Genomic DNA, 18,936 nt, shown 5'->3' with positions numbered 1-18,936 from the left:
CCGGAAGTCCGGATGCGTAGACGAGGCGTTTGAAACCGAACCATGGCATTGGCGGCCAAACTACAGCTACGACAATCACAGTCGCTGGTGATGACGCCGCAGCTGATGCAGTCGATTCGGCTGCTGCAGTTCACCCATGTCGAACTCGAGCATTTCATCGACGAGGAAATCGAGCGCAACCCGCTGCTTGAGCGCGCCGAGCCGCAGGACGATGCCGCCAGCGAACAGGCGCAGAAGGTCGAGGCGGAGCCGCAGGCCACCACCGAAGGCGACTGGTTCGAAAACGAAATGCAGTGGAGCGCCGAAGCGATTTCGGACAAGCTCGACACATCACTGGAAAACCTGTTTCCCGACGACCCGGGAACCAGCGAGCGGCTCGGTCCCGACCTGACGGCGCAATGGAAATCGGCTTCCGGCAATGGCGCGAGTTCCTCATCCGAAGGTTTAGACGCCGGCGACATGGCGGCCGCGGCGATCACGCTGCGTGACCATGTCGGCGAACAGGTCGCGCTTGCCTTTGCCGATACGACGGCACGGTCGATCGCCGCCGACCTGGCCGATGGCCTCGACGAGGCCGGTTATCTGCGCGCCGACCTGGCCGAGATCGCCGCCCGTATCGGTACGGACGCCGCCGCAGTGGGGAAGGTACTGGCGGTGTGCCAGACCTTCGAGCCGGCCGGCCTGTTTGCCCGCGACCTTGCCGAATGCCTGTCGCTGCAGCTTGCCGTGCGGGACCGGCTCGATCCGGCGATGACGGCGCTGATCGCCAATCTCGAACTCCTGGCGCGGCGTGATTTCCACGCGCTGAAACGGATCTGCGGCGTCGACGAGGAGGATCTGCTCGACATGCTGGCCGAGATCCGGGCGCTCGATCCCCGGCCCGGTATGGCATTTTCGGGTGGCGCCAGCGATGCGATCGTCGCCGATGTCGAGGTGCGTGCCGCCAATGACGGCAGCTGGACGGTAGAACTCAATGCCGAAACGCTGCCGCGCGTGCTGGTCGATCATATCTATTTCGCCCAGGTCTCGCCGCAGGCGAAGAACCAGGCCGAAAAGGATTTTCTGGCCGAATGCCTGCAGAACGCCAACTGGCTGACACGCAGTCTCGACCAGCGGGCGAAGACGATTCTTAAGGTGGCCTCGGAAATCGTGCGTCAGCAGGATGCCTTCCTCGTCCATGGCGTGCGCCAGTTGAAGCCGCTCAACCTACGCACGGTGGCCGATGCCATCGGCATGCACGAATCGACGGTCAGTCGGGTCACCGCCAACAAATACATGCTGACGCCGCGCGGCGTGTTCGAACTGCGTTACTTCTTCACCGCCTCGATCGCGGCGTCGGGCGGCGGTGACGCGCATTCCTCGGAAGCCGTGCGTGACCGCATCAAGCAACTGATCGACGAGGAAAAACCCGTCGACGTACTTTCCGACGATGCGATCGTCGACATGCTGCGGGAGAGTGGTGTCGATATTGCCAGGCGTACGGTCGCCAAGTACCGGGAAGGAATGAATATTCCCTCCTCGGTGCAGCGCCGGCGCGAGAAACGGGCAATGGCCAGCGCCGGGCGCTGACGCGGTTCGACTTTCCTCAGGCCAGCACTTCATTGACAAGCCGCGGTGAAGTGGCTAGAAGCCCGCCCGCATGAGACGGGCTAGATGCCTGCATGCGGATGGTCCGTCACGACGTTGGCCTCGGGACGGTCAAAAGGCGGCTTGTGATCAACCGGAAAGTTCGGATTTAAAATCGGCGCGAGTGACGCCGCAAAGCTTGTGCGCACGGATCACGAGTATAAACTCGGGCCAGTTTGAAGCCTGAGCAAGGAAGGTCAGTTTTCAGATGAATCTGCGCATATCGGGAAAACACATGGATATCGGCGATGCGTTCCGCACACGCATCAATGATCGTGTCGGCGAAGCGATCGGCAAATATTTCGATCGCGGCTTTGCCGGACACGTCACGGTCATCAAATCGGGCTCGCGCTATTCGGCGGATTGCATGATCCGGCTGGATTCCGGCGCTTCGCTGCAGGCTACCGGCGATGCCCAGGATCCGACATTGGCCTTCGAGGCCGCGGCGGATCGTCTGGAGACCCGCCTTAGGCGCTACAAGCGGCGACTGAAGTCGCACAGTTCGGGTGCCGCAAATGGCGAACCGACTGACATTGCCTACACGGTGATGGCGCCGCTTGCGGACGACGACGAGGATATTCCGGAGAATTTCGCACCGGCTATCGTCGCCGAATCGACCATGACGCTGAAGACCATGTCGGTGGCGTCGGCGGTCATCGAGCTCGACAACAAGGACAGCCCGGTCTTCGTCTTCCGCAATGCCGGAAACGACCATCTCAACATCGTCTATCGCCGGCCCGATGGAAACATCGGCTGGATCGACCCGTTCACGACCAAGGTCGCACAAGCGTGACGACAAGGATCGCACGGACGTGACGACCACGGTCGCACTGGGATAAGAGCCGGCCGCACGAGGGGTGGGGACTGGTGACGGCAGGCGAACAAGGGATTTCAAGCATGGATCTGAGCGATCTTATCAACGTTCCGGCGATACTGCCGGCGTTGAAGGCGAACTCCAAGAAGCAGCTGCTGCAACTGCTGTCCGAACGGGCAGCGGCGATTTCCGGCATTCCGGAACGGGAGGTGTTCGACACCATCCTGCAGCGTGAACGGCTGGGCTCGACCGGCGTCGGCAACGGCATCGCCATTCCGCACGGCAAGCTGGCCGGCGTGAAGCGCATCGCGGGGGTTTTCGCGCGGCTGGAGACGCCGGTGGATTTCGAGTCGCTCGACGATCAGCCGGTCGACCTGGTGTTCCTGCTGCTGGCGCCGGAAGGTGCTGGCGCCGATCATCTCAAGGCCTTGTCGCGCATCGCGCGGGTGCTGCGCGACGCCGACACTGTGGCCAAGATCAGGGGCACACGCGACGCCGCGGCAATTCACGCGCTTTTGTCGGACACCCAGGCCTCACACGCGGCCTGAACTCAGGACGAAACCGTCGCAAGGGCCGCCACGGACGGCCCTATTCGTTTCAATTGGGGATCACCTCAGTGAATGGCGACCGTGGTCAGGTCGTTTTCCATGGCGCCGGCCAGTGCACGGTCACGCGCATCGGAAAGCAGGATCGGCTGACCATTAGCGGCAAACAGCGCCCACAGTTCCATGCCGGGCGCGATTTCGCCGAGGTTGGGGAACCGGCCGAGCAATTCGTCGCTCGAGACTTTTCTGAGATAAGCGACCGAGCCCTCGCCGAGATGCGCGAATTCGCCATTGGTCATGGTGATATTTTCAGTTCTGGTCATTTCAAAGCCTCCTTGGCGCGAGGACGCCGCTCAAGGCCATCCCGCATGAGAGCCATCGGTAAAGACTAGTCTTTCACCGATATATTTATTTTCCGTACCAGCCGTTCGGACTCCGGCCGATCGAGATCGATCGACAAAAGGCCGTTCTTCAGTTCCGCCGCGATCACCCGCATGCCGTCGGCCAGCACGAAACAGCGCTGGAACTGGCGCGCGGCGATGCCGCGATGAAGAAATTCGCGCTCGGTGTCGTCAGTTTGACGGCCTCGCACGACCAACTGGTTTTCCTCCGTTGTGACATCGAGATCGCTTTCGGCGAAACCGGCGACCGCCAATGTGATGCGCAACCTTTCGGTCTTGCCGTCGGCGCCGCTGAGGCGTTCGATGTTGTATGGAGGATAGCTGTCACCGGACTTCGCCAAACGTTCCAGGGTCTTTTCCATGGCGTCGAAACCAAGGAGAAGCGGGCTGGAAAAAGGCGTCATTCGGCTCATGTTACACTGTCCTCTCAAGAGCGACATCAAGTGGAAAAACCCAGATGGCATTTTTCCCGATGGCCTTGATATGGTCCGCCCCGCGACCAAGTTCAAGCCGTCAATAGACTCGCCCAAAAAGACCAGGTCGTGGACTCACAGGAATGATCGGCATGGCGCTTGAAACGGCGAGCAGATGCAAGGAGAAGCGCTCGGGCCGGGATCGTCTTCCCAGGTCGAGCGGTTCGACATGGCAGCTCGCGGCCGCTTCGGCGTCATTTGGATGTTTCGGTCAGATTCATCCAGGTCCATGGCTTCGCCAAACAAGGAATTGAAATGCCCCAATCACGCAAGATCATCATCGACACGGATCCCGGCCAGGATGATGCAGTCGCCATTTTGCTGGCGCTCGGCAGCTCCGAGCTGGAGATCGTCGGCATCACCGCCGTTGCCGGCAACGTGCCGCTGAAGCTTACCGAAAAGAATGCACGCAAGATCTGCGAGCTGGCTGGCCGCCCGGACATCAAGGTCTATGCCGGCGCCATCCGGCCCTTGATGCGTGAACTGGTCACCGCCGAGGAGGTACATGGCAAGACAGGTCTCAACGGGCCGCAATTGCCCGAGCCGACGATGAAGCTGCAAGACCAGTACGCGGTCGATTTCATCGTCGAGACGCTGATGACGGAAGAAAGCGGCACGATTACGCTTTGCCCGCTCGGGCCGCTCACCAACATTGCGCTGGCGCTGATCCGCGAACCGCGCATCGCACCGCGCATCAAGGAAATCGTGCTGATGGGCGGCGGCTTCTTCGAAGGCGGCAACGTCACGCCGGCCGCCGAATTCAACATCTATGTCGATCCGCATGCCGCCGATGTCGTGCTCAAATCCGGCATTCCGATCGTGATGATGCCACTCGACGTCACCCACAAGGCGCTGACCACCGCCAAGCGCACGCAGACTTTCCGCGCGCTCGGCACCAAGGTCGGCACCGCAACCGCGGAGATGCTGGAATTCTTCGAGCGTTTCGACGAAGAGAAATACGGCACCGACGGTGGGCCGCTGCACGACCCTTGCGTCATAGCCTATCTCCTGAAGCCTGAACTCTTCAAAGGTCGCAACTGCAACGTCAGCGTGGAAACCGCTTCGGAACTGACCATGGGCATGACCGTGATCGACTGGTGGGGTGTCACCAAGCGGCCGAAGAACGCCATGGTGATGCGCGACATCGACCATGACGGGTTTTTCGCCCTGCTGGTGGAGAGATTGGGGCGGCTTTAGGGCCCTCTTTGCCTTCTCCCCTTATGGACCCATAAGGGGAGAAGGCGAGGCGGTCCTACTTCGACCGTGAGAACGCCAGCCACAGGCCGCCACCGACCATGAAGCTTCCGCTGATCCTGGACATGAGCTTGATGCGGCTGGCCGACAGCAGGCGTCCGGCGCGGCCGGCGGCCAGCGCGTATGTCGAATCCGACATGGCCGCGAAGATCATGGCGGTGAGGCCCATGACGGCGATCTGCAGCGAGTAGTTGCCTTGTGGCGAAATGAACTGCGGAAAGAAGGCGCCGAAGAAAATCAGCGTCTTGGGGTTGCTGAGCGCCACGAGCAGACCCTGCAGGAAGAAGCCGCCGCGCGGCTTCCTGGCGGTCCCGTCAGCGTTCAACTTGCCCTTTGAGCGGAACATCTGGACACCCATCCAGATCAGATAGGCGGCGCCGATCAGCCGCACCCATTCGAACCAGTGGCCCATGCCCGAAATCAGCGTGTTAAGGCCGATGCCGACGATGGCGATCATCACGGCAAGCCCGGCCTGCGTGCCGGCGACATTGGCGAGACCGGCGCGGGTGCCATGGCGGATGCTGTTGGCGATGATCAGCGTGACCGTCGGACCGGGCACCAGGATGATGACGATGCAAGCGACGACATAGGCGGCGTAGAGTTCGAGCGACATGATTTTTCCCTGTTTGCTGGAGCATGATCTTTTCCGAAAACCAGTCCCCACTTTTCGGGATCATGCTCTAGGAATGCCGCCGATGCGGCGCGGCTGAGGATAATCAATGCATGGCAGCGCTGACGGTGCAAGCCGGTGCGCGAAACGCCGCGATGCTGCTCAGGCGCCGGCCTGCCAGGGCATCGTTGCCTCGTAGGCCGCCGCCGCCTTAAGCACGGCGAGATCGCCGCGCGGCCGGCCGATCAACTGCATGCCCATCGGCCGGCCCTTGTCGTCGAAGCCGACCGGCACGTTGACCGCCGGGCAGCCGCCCAGCGTGGCGAACGCCGATACCTGCATCCAGCGGTGGTAGCTGTCCATCGCGCGTCCGGCGACCTCACGGGGCCAATGCGTGCTTACATCGAACGGGAAGACCTGCGCGGTCGGCAGCGCAATGAGATCATAGCGGTCGAAGAGCGACAGCAGCGTTCGATGCCAGGAGGTGCGGATGACGGAGGCGGCGCGGATCTGCGGCGCCGTCAGCCGTATCGCGTTCTCCACTTCCCAGATGGCTTCCGGCTTGAGCAGGCGGCGTTTCGCGGGGTCGTCATAGTGTGTCTTGAGCGCACAGCCGCTGCTGGCTTGCCGCAGCGTCACGAAGGCCTGCCACAACGCTTCGAAATCGAAATCCGGCAGCAGGGGTTCGCTGGGGAAGGACGCATCCGCAAAGCGGCCAAGTGCTGCCTCGCACAGGCTGAGAATGCCGGGTTCGACCGGCAGATGACCGCCGAGGTCGCCAAACCAGGCGATGCGGCCGCCAGTCGCTTTTGCTGCAAGCCCTCCGAGGAATGACGTCGGTTTCTCATAGGACAAAGGCGCCTGCGGATGGTAGCCCGCCTGCACATCGAGCAGCAACGCCATGTCGCGAACATTGCGGCCCATCTGTCCGTCGACGCCCATCTGCGCATGAAAGACCTCGAAGTCCGGTCCGCCGGGAACAAGTCCTTGTGACGGGCGGAAGCCAAAGACATTGTTCCAGGCGGCCGGGTTGCGCAGCGAGCCGCCAAAATCGCTGCCATCGGCGACCGGCACCATGTCGAGCGCCAGCGCCACCGCCGCGCCGCCGCTCGAGCCGCCGGCTGTCAGAGCCGGATCGAAGGCGTTGAGCGTCGGCCCGAACACGGTGTTGTAGGTGTTGGAGCCAAACCCGAATTCGGGGACGTTGGTCTTGCCGACGATGATGGCGCCGGCGTCGCGGATGCGTTCGACGAAGAAATCGTCTTCTTGCGGCACGAAGTCAGCGAAGATCGGCGAGCCGAAAGAGGTTCTGAGGCCCGCGGTCGAGGCGAGGTCCTTGATGGCGATAGGCAGGCCGAACAGCGCCCCGGTTTCGACACCCGCTTGCCGCCGGGCATCGGCCGCATCGGCTTCGCGCAGTATATCGGCGCGATCACGCAAGGAGACGATGGCGTTGACGAGCGGATTGACCGTCTCGATGCGGTCGAGGAATGCCGTGACCACCTCGCGCACGGAAAGTGTCTTCCGGCGGATCGCGTCGGCGAGCTCGATGGCGGACAGGCGGCAGATGTCGCCGGCCGGCGTCACGGCATGCTTTGTCCGAGGGCGCAGCATCTCAACGGGTTTCCTGCAAAACCTGATCGACATCCTTGGCCAGCGGTATCGCCGGCTGGGCGCCCGGCTTGAGGCAGGCCAACGAGCCGGCCGCGCCGGCGCGCGCCAGCGCCTGTTCGAGCGCAAGGCCGGACGACAGACCGGCGGCGAAATAGCCGCAGAACGTGTCGCCGGCACCGACCGTGTCGACAGGCGTGATCTTCAGTGCCGGAACGGTCAGGAAGTCGCTTGGCGTCGCCGCCATCACGCCGTCGCCGCCAAGCGTGACGACGATGGTGCGGCCGGTTTTCCCGGCAAAGTCGCGCATGCGCGCCGCCCGGTCGCGGCCTTGCAGTGACAGTGCTTCGCCATAGAGATCGAATTCGGTCTCGTTGGCGACGGCATAGTCCGCCTTGCCGAGAAAGCCGGCTGCTTCGCCCTGGAAGGGTGCTGTGTTGAGCACGGTGACGGCCCCGGCCGCTCTTGCCTGGTCGAGGGCGGCTGCGACGGTCGCCAGCGGAATTTCATGCTGCAGCAGCACGACATCGCCCTGTTTGAAAAAGGCCTTTGAGAGATCGCCGGGCACCACAGACGCGTTGGCGCCCGGTATCACGGCGATGATGTTCTCGCCGTCGTCGCCGACCATGATCAGCGCCGTGCCAGTCGAGGCGTGGGTCTCGGCGACGCCGGACAGGTCGACCTTGCCGTCGCGCAGCAGCGCCAGCGCGTCGGCAGCGAAGCTGTCCTTGCCGACGGCTCCCACCATGCGCACCGAGGCGCCGGCGCGCGCGGCGGCCAGCGCCTGGTTGGCGCCCTTGCCGCCGGGCGCGGTGGTGAAGGCCGAGCCGGCCACCGTCTCGCCGGGGCGCGGCAGGCGGTCGACATTGGCGATAAGGTCGAGGTTTATCGAGCCGATGACGATAATCAAGCAAGGCCTCCTGGCAGTACAAATTCAAAGTGTCGGAGCGTCCTCGTTGGTCCGCGCGGGCGAAGGTCGTTTCCAATCGTGCGCGAAAGCTAACCTGTAAGGCCGCAGCTTGCCAGACCGCGCGAAGGGTCCGCCTCGATTTGATGCGTCATGGCCTATTCGCAGCGCACAGTGACCGCTCCCTGATAGTTGCCGGCGGGAAAGATACCGCTCGACTTGGTGGCGGTGAGGTCGACCTGCATGGTGTGAGTGCCGTTGACGACCCGTTGCGGCGCACTTCCGTTGATGTCGACCCCCGAGCCATCGAGGCGGAAGACTGAGGCGAAGGTCACGTTGGTGTCGCCGCCGCTCGGTGCGGACGTGAATGCGGCCGGCGCCGGCGCCGAAACCGAATAGCAGTCCAGCAGATTGAGCAAGGAGCACAGCAGTGAGTTTGCCACGATGGTGGCGCTGGCGCTGGATCCACCCGCCTGTTTGGAGCCCAGTATGCCGATAGCGGGATTTGCGGTCATTGTTCCCGACGTCCCGACCATGATGGTGCAGGTGCCGGTGATCGCCGCTTGCACCGGAAGGCAGAAGCCGGCAAATGCTGCCATCGCAAGCAGCGCACGGTTATTTCTTCTTCTTTTTCTTGCCATCGCCGTTTCCGGTCCTGATGCTCCAGCCTTCGTTTGCCCATCCGGGTGATGCGGCCGCGGGAGCGCTGGCGGCCACGCTCGCCGTCTGGCCGTCGGCGCCAAGGCCCATCTTCAGCAGTTTCAGTTCCAGTTGCAGGCGGTCGACCTCGAGTTCGTAGAGCCGGCTGCAGTCGACGCGCTTCGGCGTACGCCCGATCGGGATCACAACCCGGCCATAGGTGGCAACGCTGTTGTCCGACTGACTGTTACCTCTGATGACGCCGAGATCAACATAGGCGCCGGTGCCGGAGACTGCGGAACGGCAAGTGGTGCCGTCCGCGGCATGGACCTCGTCCTGGCCCTGGGGCAAGGTGACGCCGGGCAGGTTGAAACCGCTCTCGTTCTGGTTGAGGTTGTAGACATCCTCGGCCACCGCAGGCGAGATGCCCGCCGAAGCAGCCGCGAGCGCGACTATCAGGATTTGCGGCGCCCAAAGAACTTTCCGCATATCTGTGCCCTTATCTGCGTCTGTTGATTGGGGAAGGGGATGCTTTCGGTACAGATACGCACTTTACGCTCGGGGGCACCGTCGAAAGGCACGACCACAAGGACAGGACGTGAAGCCTGCGAAGCCAATTGGAAGACTTTCGGAGAGATCCTGGCGTCTACTGGCTGAAAATCCTGATCGTAGACGTGGATTTCGACCCGGATCTTCCGGTCATAGGGATTGGCGGGGAAAATGCGGACAGCGAAGGCGTCACTGAAGCTGTTGACCTCGCCACGCATCGGCGACATCGACTGGGCTTCGGCGGCAATGGGTGCCAATCCGATGGCCAGTGCCGTCGTCAGGATTCGAGCATGTTTCAAGGACCCCTCCATCGCTACGGCGTCATTCGCAGCGCAGCGTTACCGTTGCCTGATAGTTGCCGGAGGCGAAGCGGTTGCTGCCACCCTTGGTGCCGGCGAGATTGACCGAGACGAGGTCGGCGCCGGGTGTTCCGATGCTGGTGGCCGAGCCGGTTTCAACGATAGAATGCGTGCCCGCAGCGGAGTAGGTCGGTGTCCAGGTCGTCGACGTTACGTCCGCCGAAGGTACCGTCGTCGTGGTGACCGGATCGACGCTGAGCGACACGCCTCCGGTTGTCGTCAGCGTCACGGTTCCGGCAGAACCGCCGCTGTTGTGAGAGCTGAGTGACTGCAGGTCGGGGCTGACTGTCATCGTGCCATTGGTGGCAATGACAAGCGTGCAGGTTGGCGTGATCGTGCCGTTGAAAATGACATTTTGCGTCGTGGCCAATACGGGTTGGTCAAGACAGGCAAACAGCATTGCTGCGCCGAGGGCGGCGCGAAACCATGTCATCGAGACCTCCTATCAATTCGGATCGCCCGAATTAATAGGGGTCATCATCACTTTGTCGTAGTTAATTTTGAGTTAACTGAAATAAATGCTAAAAACAACAAACAGGAAAACCGGAGGTTGCTCCCGGTTGCAAGAAATAAAATTGACGCGGATATCGCACTTATACTTGGGAATTTATCAGTATCTATACATCTCTCCGGCAAAGCTCGAAAAATCGATATTTCACGACACCTGTCCCGCTTCCCAGCCCAGGATAGCGCGCTTGCGCGTCAATCCCCAGTGATAGCCGGTGAGGTCGCCGGATTTGCCGATAGCGCGGTGGCAGGGAACCACGAAAGAGAGCGGGTTGGCGCCGTTCGCCGCACCGACCGCACGGCTGGCGGACGGCGCACCGATGCTGGCAGCAATCGAGGAATAGGTGCGGGCCTTGCCCATCGGGATCTTGAGCAGCGCCTCCCAGACCCGAACCTGGAAGTCGGTGCCGATCATGACGACATGCAGCGGCTGGTCCGGGCGCCACAGCGTCGGGTCGAATATGCGCGCGGCATAGGGGCCCGTAGCAGCCATGTCCTCGACATAGATGGCGTTTGGCCAACGGCTGGACATGTCGGCGAAGGCAGCACGCTCCTCGCCGGGATCGCTGAAGGCAAGGCCGGCAAGTCCGCGGTCGGTGGACATGATCAGGGCGGTGCCGAACGGCGAGGGATGATAGCCGTAACGGATGGTGAGACCGGCGCCGCGCGTCTTGTAGTCGCCCGGTGACATCGCCTCGTGGGTGACGAAAAGATCATGCAGCCGGCCAGGGCCCGACATGCCCAATTCGAACGAGGTTTCAAGCAGCGGCATGCCTGAATCGAGCAGCCTGCGGGCATGATCCAATGTCACCGCCTGCAGGAAGGCCTTGGGCGACAGGCCGGCCCAGCGTGTGAAGAGCTTTTGCAGGCCGGTGGGCGTCTCGCCGACCTCCTCGGCCAGCTCTTCGAGGGAAGGCTGATCGCGATAGTCGAGGCTGATCTTCTCGATGGCGCGGCGCACGATTTCGTAGTCGCTACCTTCAGGCGTGATGTCCTTTTTGAGGACCGCTGTGTGTGTGCTCATGGACTATCTCCTTGAGCCGGAATATCGCCCCTTGCGGCGGTGACCGCCACCCGAAACTTGCCTTCTGGCCGCGCATACCCAGATAGACTCGGATCTTGAGCCAGGAGTCGCTCATGGCTGGCGAAAAAGTAGCCCTCACCGGCGCTAAGGAAACCTTGCTGATTACGCTCTACGGCAAGGCGCTGGAGAGCCGGATGTCGGATTCGCTGCTCGGGGATCAAGCGCGCAGCGCTTTCCGCGGAGTTGCTTTGCTTTAGCGCGCCTTGGCTGTGGCCAGCGCGCGTGAAAAGGCAGTGGCAAAGCTTTCTCGGGAGTCAGGGTCCAGGAAAGATCCGATCGGCACGTTCTGGCCTTGGCCTTCCACCGTCATCCTTGTGATCCCGATCTCGGCATGACGGGCGATCGAAAACCGCGTCCAGAACGGATTGAAGCGATGCGCTTCCGATTTACCGGATGGTGCCGTCTTGCGGATGTCGAGGCTGGTGCGCGAAACCGACACTTCCTCGCGTGCGCGGGCAGCACGGTAGTTGAGGCGAAAGGCGATGTAGACGCCGGCCACGTCGAGGCCGAAGAATCCGAACACCGGCCAGGCGCCGCGCGACAGGAAAAACGCGCCTGTGACCAGCCAGCCGAACAGCAGCGCGCCCATCAGGATGAAGAAGCCTGTCCGGCCCAGCGACCGGTGCGGGGTCAGTAGCGCCTGAAAGAATGGTTCGTCGGCCTGAAACGAGGCGTTTGTGTCGCTCATGGCGGGATATTATAGGAGGGAAATGGCGAGCCCCAAGTCCAAAGATTCTTCCATGTCCAAAAAAGAATTGCTGCCCGGCCGGCGCGAGGGGTCGAACGCCAAGCCGCGCCCGAAGCCGGTGCGGAGCACTTCGCGCTACAGCCCGGCGGAAGTGCACGAGATATTCCGGCGCTTTTCGATCCAGCGGCCGGAGCCGAAGGGTGAACTCGAACATGTCAATGCGTTCACGCTGCTGGTCGCGGTGGTGCTGTCGGCGCAAGCAACCGACGCCGGTGTCAACAAGGCGACGCGGGCGCTGTTCAGGGCCGCCGATACGCCGCAGAAGATGCTGGCACTGGGAGAAGCCAAGGTCGGCGAGCATATCCGCACCGTCGGGCTCTGGCGCAACAAAGCCAAGAATGTGATTGCGCTGTCGCAGGCGTTGATCCGCGACCATGGCGGCGAGGTGCCCGACGAGCGCGATCAATTGGTCAAGCTGCCCGGCGTCGGGCGCAAGACCGCCAATGTCGTGCTCAACATGGCTTTCGGCCAGCACACGATGGCGGTCGACACCCATATTTTGCGCCTCGGCAACCGGCTCGGGCTGGCCCCTGGCAATACGCCGGAACAGGTCGAGCAGGGGCTGCTCAAGATCATCCCGGACGAATATATGCGGCACGCGCATCACTGGCTGATCCTGCATGGCCGCTATGTCTGCAAGGCGCGCAAGCCGGATTGCCCGGCCTGCGTCATCGCCGACATCTGCAAGGCAGAGGTGAAGACGACCGATGTGCCGGCACCGCTGATCGAGCTCGCGCCGCTCGCCTCAACGGCATAACTCTCCAAACGGCCTATTCTAGCTAATAGCCGTAGCCGCGCGCCATCGCCGCAGCGAAGACCGGGATGAGCAGGAAGATGAAGGCCCCGGCGCGGATGTAGCTCTTCACGGACGCAAGCTCGGCCGCCGGCACCTGGAACGAGGGACTGGCGCTCGCCTGTCTGTTCCAGGAAACAAAGCGGATCGTCGGGATGATCGACAACAGGCCGACGACGGCAAACGCCGTCATCTTGGCCCAGAACACCCAGTTGTAAACGTAGAATTCCCAGCCCTTGAGGCCATAGAACACACGGCCGATGCCGACGACGATGATAAGCACGGCGATGATGCCATAGTGGCGGTCGATGCCTGCGAGCCGCTTGAGCGTCGCGGCGGCCAGATCGCCACGGGTCAGTACGAATTCGGCGCCGATGATCCCCGCCAGCGAAAACACCAGCACATGATGGGCAATGGCAAGCACAAGATCGGTGGTGTCCATGCTCTATCCCTTGGTTTGACGGCACCGCCGCGCCTAAAAGGGGAGGCGTCGGCAGGTGCTGAATCAGCCTGCGGTCAAAGTAACACCGTCGCGCGAAAATCCCAGCAGCGGCGCGTGGATGATGGCCCGTATCGCCCCTGGCCCTTGCACCGCGCCGGCTATTTGCTAAGCGCTGACTATCCGTGCGAGACAGATCTCATGAACAATCCACAAGCGACCAGCGCTCCGGTCATCGAGACGAAGCGAACCATCCTGCGAGCGCACCGGCTGGGCGATTTCGACACCTATGCCGCGATGTGGACCGAGCCCGTCGTCACCCGTTTCATCGGAGGCAAGCCGCGCACGCGCGAGGAGAGCTGGATGCGTTTCCTGCGTCACGCCGGCCTGTGGTCGCTGCTCGGCTACGGTTTCTGGGCAATCGAGGAGAAGGCGACGGGCCGTTTCATCGGCGAGGCCGGCTTTCACGATCTGAAGCGCGATATGGAGCCGTCGATCGAAGGCATTCCCGAGGCCGGCTGGGCGCTGGTTCCGACTGTTCACGGCGCAGGCTTCGCCACCGAGGTGGTAGGCCGCGTGCTCGCATGGGGCGAAGACGCGTTCGGGCGTGCGAAGACCGTCTGCATCATCGATCCGGAGAACGCCGCTTCGCTGAGGGTTGCGGCGAAGTGCGGCTACCGGGAAGTGGTGCAGACCACCTACCATAACGCCCCGACCATCCTGCTGGCGCGATGACCTTAGCGACAGATTCAGATCTCAGGTCGAATCGACCGACCTGAGATCTGAATCTGCCTCTAAATCAAAGGGATAGAGCATGATGTCGCCCGAAAAACCGCTTCGCACTTTTCGGCATCATGCTCTCGGCGGCGTCATCGACTGGACATACCCGGTCTGCTAGCATCGATCATAGTGCGAAGGGGGATGATCGATGCGTGCATTCAAGACGATAGCCATGGCGTTTTTCTGGGCGGGGTTTGTTCTCGTGCTGACATTGCGGTTGGCCGCTGCCGACGCGACGGTGCCGACCGCCGATATCAAGGGTGCCGCCGACAACCATCTCGCCAAGCGCTACGAAGGCTCATTCATCGTCTCATACGAGAAACTAGCCTTCACCGATTTCAGCGTGCCGCTGTCGCCACTCAAGCCGAGCGCCGACCCGGATGCGCGTGATGCGATGAACAATCGTGTCTTTGCACCTGACAAGAAGGCCGAGGTCGAAGGCGCCCTGACCCGCATTGCCTATGTGCTGCCGGCCGAGCGCTCGCCGCTCGAAGTGCTGCGCAACTATCAGGATGTGATTGCGGCGGCGGGCGGCGAAATCCTGTTCGAATGCAAGAAGGAGGAATGCGGCGGCGCCGCCGACCGTTCGTCGAGTGGCGGCGGTGGCGACATGAGCCTGACGATGTATTCCTTTCATGAGAGCGATCTGAAGGACGCAGCCTTCTCGAATGGCGCCTGCGCACTGACCTCCGGCATCAATGACCAGCGTTATTTCTCGGCCAAGGTGCCGCAGGAAGGCGGCGACGCCTATGTGACCGTGCAGACCTATTCGATGACCGGCGATCTCTACTGCAAGGAACTCAACGGCCGCACCATAGCCATCGTCCAGGTGCTGGAACCCAAGGCACGCGACAAGAAGATGGTGGTCGTCGAGGCGGCCAAGATGGCGGATTCGCTTTCCGCCACCGGCAGCATTTCGCTCTACGGCATCCTCTTCGACACCGACAAGGCCGACATCAAGCCGGAGTCGGAACCAACACTGAAGGAAATTTCGACGCTGCTGGCCAACGACCCGAAGATGGCCGTGATCGTCGTCGGCCACACCGACAACCAGGGCGCCTTCGACTACAATCTCGACCTCTCGTCGCGACGGGCACAAGCGGTCAAGGCAGCGCTAGTGGCGAAATACGGCATCGACGGGGGGCGGTTGACCGCGGCCGGCGCCGGCATGATGGCGCCTGTCGCCAGCAATGATGACGACGCGGGCCGCGCCAAGAACCGCCGAGTGGTTCTGGTCAAGTTGAACTGAGCGAGCCTTCCCAACGAGGACGCATTCTACGACAGCGCGTCCGCCGCGAGGCTCGCCTGCTCGAGCATGGAGGCGTCCTCGCCGAAGGCGCAGGTGGCGGCCGACGAGTGAGGCTCGGAGCTCTTTGCTCGCGGCCTGATTGATCTTGCTCTAGGCCTGATCGACCGTCACGGGCTGGGGGACCTTCAAGGTTTTCACCAGCGTCGAAAGATCGGGTTCATCGATGAGCATGGCTGCGTCGGCCGGCGTCAGCCAGGCCCGCTGGCGTCGTTTTGCTTCCTGCCAGTTGCCCAGTTCCTCGGTCACTTCAAGCAGGTAGACGATGACGTCGACGCGGACAAAGCGGTTGGCCAGCCGCTTCCAGTAGGAATAGATGCCCGCCGGCTGCTTCAGCGTCTTGCCGAGCACGCCAGCTTCCTCCTGCGCCTCGATGGTCGCCGCCTTGCGTCCGTTCTTGCCTTTCATCGGCCATCCCTTGGGCACGATGAAGCGCCTGGTGGTTCGCGACGTGACCAGCATGACCTCGATATCGCCGCGCGCGTTCAGCCGAAAGGGAATAGCAGCTACCTGGCGGATCCTGTCGCCCTTCTTTGCCTTGCGGACGGCCTTTTTCTTGGGGGCTGCCATTCGTCATCCAGTCGATGCAATGCCGCATAGCCGCGACCAGGCATCGTTGCAAACCAAACATTTCGCTTGTGCCGCAGGGCGCTCCGAATACATAAGTCGGCTAAATAAACGAAAAACGACTGGATGTCAGCGGCAATTGCGCACCGCGGTGGTGCCGATTATCTGCGTCTGGCAGCTTGGATTGAGTTGTTGCACCATCGGTGGCGGTTGCTGAACGATCTGGCGGTCCTGGGCGCGATACTGCTGCTGTTGCTGCTGGAATTGTTGGCGCTGTATCCTGTTTTCCAGAATTTGCAGGTCGTTCTGCCGAATCAACGCGTTGTCGCCGGCGGCGGAATCGATGGCTTGCGCGAAAGTGGGCAGGCAAGCGCCCACCAGCATTGCCGTGGCCAGCATTGCCGACCTGAAAATCATTGATGGTCGAAGTGCTAACATCCATTCATTCCCGCGCAAAAATCCTCGCCTTAATATAGGGCATCTGCCCGGCCGTGCCATATCCAGGCGCCGTTCCAAGCGACATCGGCTTGTCGACCGTTGGGTGACCCCGCTCGGTGGCGGAGAATCTGCCCGGCAACCCCGCATTGCACTTGACGGAGGCCGTCGATTCGCCGCTCTATCGGGTCGGCGTCAGCCTTGTGCTGGATGCGTCAATGGTGGCCGTCGGGTATGATGGCGCCTTCGGCGAAACGGTTAAACAGAACGCGATCAGCGCGTCTCTCAAGGTCAGCTTCTGGCCCGAGGCGGAGCCGGGCGGGAGGACTTGATGAGGAAGTACGCGTATCTCATGGCGATGCTGGGTGTTGCCTGTGCCATCGGCGTGCCGGCCGCGGCGGCGCAGACCAAGGGCGACAAGGTGGCGGCGCCGCCCGCCGCCGATGCGCCGCAGTTGCCTGGTGGAGCGTCCGCCCTGTCCGAAACCCATGGCGACTGGACCGTCAATTGCCAGATATCAGGCACGACCAAGATCTGCAGTCTGTCGCATCAGCAATTCAACAAGCAAACCAACCAGCGCCTGCTGGCGATCGAGCTGTCGAGCAAGACCGGCGAGGACGCCACGGGAACGCTTGCACTGCCGTTCGGGCTGGCGTTGGCCAAGGGGGTCAGTCTGTCCATCGACGACCAGAAGCTGGACGGCACCCTGGCATTCAACACCTGCCAGGTCGTCGGATGTCTGGTGCCGGTGGCGCTCGATGCGACGGTCACGCCGCTGCTGAAGTCAGGCACCACACTGAAGATCGATGCCTTCGCGGCCGACACCGGACAGGCGGTGAGCTTTTCCATTCCGCTCAACGGCTTCGCCGGCGCGCTTGCCCGAACCGCGGAGCTTTTGACCAATTGACCGCAAAGGTCATGTGGAGCCGCAGGACCTGAAGCGCGGCGCTTGAAGGCGGTGCGTCGCCGCAGCAGAACGCAGTGGCCGGACGTCTTCGCGTCGGCTCAAACGACGATCGTTTTCAGCCTTTCGGCGATCAGGGCGGCGAGCCGCGCCGCCACTTCGTCCTTGCTCATCTCGGGCCATTCCTCGACGCCGGACTTCGATACGATCCGCACCCGATTGCGATCGCCGCCCATCACGCCTGAAGGGCCAACGCCGCTGGACTGCGACACGTCGTTGGCAACGATGAAATCGGCACCTTTCTTCCGCAGCTTGGCCTCGGCGTTGCGCAAGAGATCCTGTGTCTCGGCGGCGAAGCCGATCACAAGGCCGGGTCGCTGGCTGTGATGCCCAATCCCGGCGAGAATGTCGGGGTTCTCGATCATGCGCAGCACCGGCGGCCCTTCGCCCGCAACCTTCTTGATCTTCTCACCGGCCGAATTTTCGCTGCGCCAGTCGGCAACCGCGGCGACGAACACCGCCGCGTCGGCGGGCAGGAGTTGTTCGACCGCATCGCGCATCTCTTGCGCTCGTTCGACATGGATGGTCTTGACACCGGCGGGATCGGCAATGCCGACCGGGCCGGAGACGAGACGGACATCGGCGCCGAGTCTCGCCAGTGCCGCGGCGATGGCATGGCCCTGCTTGCCGGAGGAACGGTTGGCGATATAGCGCACCGGGTCGATAGGCTCATGCGTCGGGCCGGAGGTGACGATGATCTTGCGCCCCGACAGCGGCTTGGGGCCGACATCGAGCAGCGCCTCGATGGCGGCGACGATCTCCAGCGGCTCGGCCATGCGGCCTTCGCCCGCCTCGTTGCTTTCGGCCATCTCGCCCTTGGCCGGGCCGACGAAGGCAATGCCGTCCTTCTGCAGCGTCGCTCGGTTGCGGCGGGTGGCCGGATGCGCCCACATCCTGGGGTTCATGGCAGGCGCCATCAACACAGGCTTGTCGGTGGCGATGAGCACGGTGGAGGCAAGATCGTTGGCGTGGCCATTGGCAAGCTTGGCCATAAGGTCGGCGGTGGCGGGAGCCACCACCAGCAGATCGGCCTCGCGCGACAGCCTGATATGACCGACATCGTGCTCGTCCTGGCGGTCGAACAGGTCGGCGAAGACATGATCGGCGGAGAGCGCGCCGACCGACAGCGTGGTAACGAATTCCTGTGCAGCGGATGTCATAACCACCCGAACCGCAGCCCCACGCTCGCGCAGCCGACGTATCAGATCGAGCGCCTTATAGGCGGCGATGCCGCCGCCGATGATGAGCAGGATGCGCTTGCCGGAGAGACCGTGCTGCAGCCTCTTGCCTGCCGGTGCGTTAGCGGGGACCGCCGCGCCGTGCGCGCTGGTCAGTTCGCGCAGCGTCTTCTCGATCTGGTCGATGCGACCCACCGGGCCGATCTGCCCGTCAACGGCGGCACGGATCATCACCCGTGCCTGTTCTTCCATGGAGCGATCGTTCTCCGCCGCCAACCGGCGCAGCAGCTCCTTGACCTCATCGTCTAGGTTGCGGATCGTGATGCTGGCCATGTGATTGCACTCGG

The 18,936-nt window shown here is 62.5% G+C and carries 24 protein-coding genes and 1 pseudogene; 10 read left to right on the top strand and 15 right to left on the bottom strand.

Going from position 1 to position 18,936, the window contains the following annotated elements:
- Positions 1–42: 42 nt before the first annotated feature.
- The 3 genes from rpoN to ptsN all read left to right on the top strand — a co-directional run bounded on the left by rpoN (position 43) and on the right by ptsN (position 2,988).
- Positions 43–1,569: an RNA polymerase factor sigma-54 gene (gene rpoN, locus NKJ90_RS01290; RefSeq protein ID WP_023760742.1), complete on the top strand. Its 1,527-nt coding sequence runs from the start codon at positions 43–45 to the stop codon at positions 1,567–1,569.
- A gap of 265 nt (positions 1,570–1,834) precedes the next feature.
- Entirely contained in the window at positions 1,835–2,419 is a 585-nt protein-coding gene (hpf, locus tag NKJ90_RS01285; protein WP_023760741.1) for a ribosome hibernation-promoting factor, HPF/YfiA family, read from the top strand.
- A gap of 104 nt (positions 2,420–2,523) precedes the next feature.
- A complete protein-coding gene (gene ptsN, locus NKJ90_RS01280) occupies positions 2,524–2,988 on the top strand; it encodes a PTS IIA-like nitrogen regulatory protein PtsN (RefSeq protein WP_013529589.1) in 465 nt (154 codons plus the stop codon).
- A 65-nt stretch (positions 2,989–3,053) separates the two neighbouring features.
- On the opposite strand, the gene NKJ90_RS01275 is transcribed toward ptsN, so the two are convergent.
- Together NKJ90_RS01275 and NKJ90_RS01270 are read right to left on the bottom strand one after the other, a co-directional pair.
- A complete protein-coding gene (locus NKJ90_RS01275) occupies positions 3,054–3,308 on the bottom strand; it encodes a BQ00720 family protein (RefSeq protein ID WP_023760740.1) in 255 nt (84 codons plus the stop codon).
- Between the two features lie 65 nt (positions 3,309–3,373).
- Positions 3,374–3,799, bottom strand: a complete 426-nt coding sequence (locus tag NKJ90_RS01270; protein WP_023760739.1) for an Hsp20 family protein — start codon at positions 3,797–3,799, stop codon at positions 3,374–3,376.
- A 315-nt stretch (positions 3,800–4,114) separates the two neighbouring features.
- Here NKJ90_RS01270 and NKJ90_RS01265 point away from each other — a divergent pair, with 315 nt between their 5' ends.
- Entirely contained in the window at positions 4,115–5,056 is a 942-nt protein-coding gene (locus NKJ90_RS01265; protein ID WP_023760738.1) for a nucleoside hydrolase, read from the top strand.
- Positions 5,057–5,111: 55 nt separating this feature from the next.
- On the opposite strand, the gene NKJ90_RS01260 is transcribed toward NKJ90_RS01265, so the two are convergent.
- The 8 genes from NKJ90_RS01260 to NKJ90_RS01225 form a co-directional block, all read right to left on the bottom strand.
- Positions 5,112–5,726, bottom strand: a complete 615-nt coding sequence (locus NKJ90_RS01260) for a LysE family translocator (protein WP_023760737.1) — start codon at positions 5,724–5,726, stop codon at positions 5,112–5,114.
- Between the two features lie 159 nt (positions 5,727–5,885).
- Positions 5,886–7,337: an amidase gene (locus tag NKJ90_RS01255; RefSeq protein WP_023760736.1), complete on the bottom strand. Its 1,452-nt coding sequence runs from the start codon at positions 7,335–7,337 to the stop codon at positions 5,886–5,888.
- Position 7,338: 1 nt separating this feature from the next.
- A complete protein-coding gene (locus tag NKJ90_RS01250) occupies positions 7,339–8,244 on the bottom strand; it encodes a ribokinase (RefSeq protein WP_352485552.1) in 906 nt (301 codons plus the stop codon).
- A 155-nt stretch (positions 8,245–8,399) separates the two neighbouring features.
- Positions 8,400–8,882 carry a hypothetical protein gene (locus NKJ90_RS01245; protein ID WP_023759630.1) on the bottom strand — a complete coding sequence of 161 codons (483 nt, stop codon included), beginning with the start codon at positions 8,880–8,882 and terminating at the stop codon, positions 8,400–8,402.
- On the bottom strand, positions 8,857–9,369 hold the full coding sequence (locus NKJ90_RS01240) for a hypothetical protein (RefSeq protein WP_023759631.1): 513 nt from the start codon (positions 9,367–9,369) through the stop codon (positions 8,857–8,859). The genes NKJ90_RS01245 and NKJ90_RS01240 overlap by 26 nt, the downstream gene beginning before the upstream one ends.
- Positions 9,336–9,728, bottom strand: a complete 393-nt coding sequence (locus tag NKJ90_RS01235) for a hypothetical protein (protein WP_023759632.1) — start codon at positions 9,726–9,728, stop codon at positions 9,336–9,338. Before NKJ90_RS01235 ends, NKJ90_RS01240 begins: the two co-directional genes overlap by 34 nt.
- Positions 9,729–9,750: 22 nt before the next feature.
- The gene (locus NKJ90_RS01230) at positions 9,751–10,221 is read right to left on the bottom strand and encodes a hypothetical protein (protein WP_023759633.1); all 471 of its coding nucleotides are present in this window, start codon (positions 10,219–10,221) and stop codon (positions 9,751–9,753) included.
- A gap of 222 nt (positions 10,222–10,443) precedes the next feature.
- Positions 10,444–11,319 carry a methylated-DNA--[protein]-cysteine S-methyltransferase gene (locus tag NKJ90_RS01225; RefSeq protein WP_023759634.1) on the bottom strand — a complete coding sequence of 292 codons (876 nt, stop codon included), beginning with the start codon at positions 11,317–11,319 and terminating at the stop codon, positions 10,444–10,446.
- A 113-nt stretch (positions 11,320–11,432) separates the two neighbouring features.
- On the opposite strand from NKJ90_RS01225, the pseudogene NKJ90_RS01220 reads away from it, so the two are divergent.
- Positions 11,433–11,537 (top strand): annotated as a pseudogene (locus tag NKJ90_RS01220) (class I SAM-dependent methyltransferase); the annotation flags it as partial.
- 35 nt (positions 11,538–11,572) lie between these two features.
- Here the strand turns inward: NKJ90_RS01220 and NKJ90_RS01215 are convergent.
- Positions 11,573–12,067, bottom strand: coding sequence for a DUF2244 domain-containing protein (locus NKJ90_RS01215; RefSeq protein WP_023759636.1), 495 nt, complete (start codon positions 12,065–12,067; stop codon positions 11,573–11,575).
- 22 nt (positions 12,068–12,089) lie between these two features.
- Here NKJ90_RS01215 and nth point away from each other — a divergent pair, with 22 nt between their 5' ends.
- A complete protein-coding gene (gene nth, locus NKJ90_RS01210; protein WP_023759637.1) occupies positions 12,090–12,884 on the top strand; it encodes an endonuclease III in 795 nt (264 codons plus the stop codon).
- A gap of 22 nt (positions 12,885–12,906) precedes the next feature.
- Here the strand turns inward: nth and NKJ90_RS01205 are convergent, their stop codons facing one another.
- On the bottom strand, positions 12,907–13,362 hold the full coding sequence (locus tag NKJ90_RS01205; RefSeq protein ID WP_023759638.1) for a DUF2214 family protein: 456 nt from the start codon (positions 13,360–13,362) through the stop codon (positions 12,907–12,909).
- A gap of 198 nt (positions 13,363–13,560) precedes the next feature.
- Here NKJ90_RS01205 and NKJ90_RS01200 point away from each other — a divergent pair, with 198 nt between their 5' ends.
- Positions 13,561–14,094, top strand: coding sequence for a GNAT family N-acetyltransferase (locus tag NKJ90_RS01200; protein ID WP_023759639.1), 534 nt, complete (start codon positions 13,561–13,563; stop codon positions 14,092–14,094).
- Between the two features lie 193 nt (positions 14,095–14,287).
- The gene (locus NKJ90_RS01195; protein ID WP_023759640.1) at positions 14,288–15,388 is read left to right on the top strand and encodes an OmpA family protein; all 1,101 of its coding nucleotides are present in this window, start codon (positions 14,288–14,290) and stop codon (positions 15,386–15,388) included.
- Between the two features lie 150 nt (positions 15,389–15,538).
- On the opposite strand, the gene NKJ90_RS01190 is transcribed toward NKJ90_RS01195, so the two are convergent.
- Together NKJ90_RS01190 and NKJ90_RS01185 are read right to left on the bottom strand one after the other, a co-directional pair.
- Positions 15,539–16,015 (bottom strand): NUDIX hydrolase, encoded by a 477-nt coding sequence (locus NKJ90_RS01190; RefSeq protein ID WP_023759641.1) that lies wholly within the window; start codon positions 16,013–16,015, stop codon positions 15,539–15,541.
- 126 nt (positions 16,016–16,141) lie between these two features.
- Entirely contained in the window at positions 16,142–16,411 is a 270-nt protein-coding gene (locus NKJ90_RS01185) for a hypothetical protein (protein ID WP_245266640.1), read from the bottom strand.
- A 155-nt stretch (positions 16,412–16,566) separates the two neighbouring features.
- Here NKJ90_RS01185 and NKJ90_RS01180 point away from each other — a divergent pair, with 155 nt between their 5' ends.
- Positions 16,567–16,779 carry a hypothetical protein gene (locus NKJ90_RS01180; RefSeq protein ID WP_156938556.1) on the top strand — a complete coding sequence of 71 codons (213 nt, stop codon included), beginning with the start codon at positions 16,567–16,569 and terminating at the stop codon, positions 16,777–16,779.
- Positions 16,779–17,354 (top strand): invasion associated locus B family protein, encoded by a 576-nt coding sequence (locus tag NKJ90_RS01175; protein ID WP_023759644.1) that lies wholly within the window; start codon positions 16,779–16,781, stop codon positions 17,352–17,354. The genes NKJ90_RS01180 and NKJ90_RS01175 overlap by 1 nt, the downstream gene beginning before the upstream one ends.
- A 98-nt stretch (positions 17,355–17,452) precedes the next feature.
- On the opposite strand, the gene coaBC is transcribed toward NKJ90_RS01175, so the two are convergent.
- On the bottom strand, positions 17,453–18,922 hold the full coding sequence (gene coaBC, locus NKJ90_RS01170) for a bifunctional phosphopantothenoylcysteine decarboxylase/phosphopantothenate--cysteine ligase CoaBC (protein WP_023759645.1): 1,470 nt from the start codon (positions 18,920–18,922) through the stop codon (positions 17,453–17,455).
- Positions 18,923–18,936 lie beyond the last annotated feature (14 nt).

Source organism: Mesorhizobium sp. M0051, from assembly GCF_040323235.1.
Classification (GTDB): Bacteria; Pseudomonadota; Alphaproteobacteria; order Rhizobiales; family Rhizobiaceae; genus Mesorhizobium.
The sequence above is the reverse complement of the archived record's forward strand: the minus strand, read 5'-3'. Positions and strand labels throughout refer to the sequence as shown.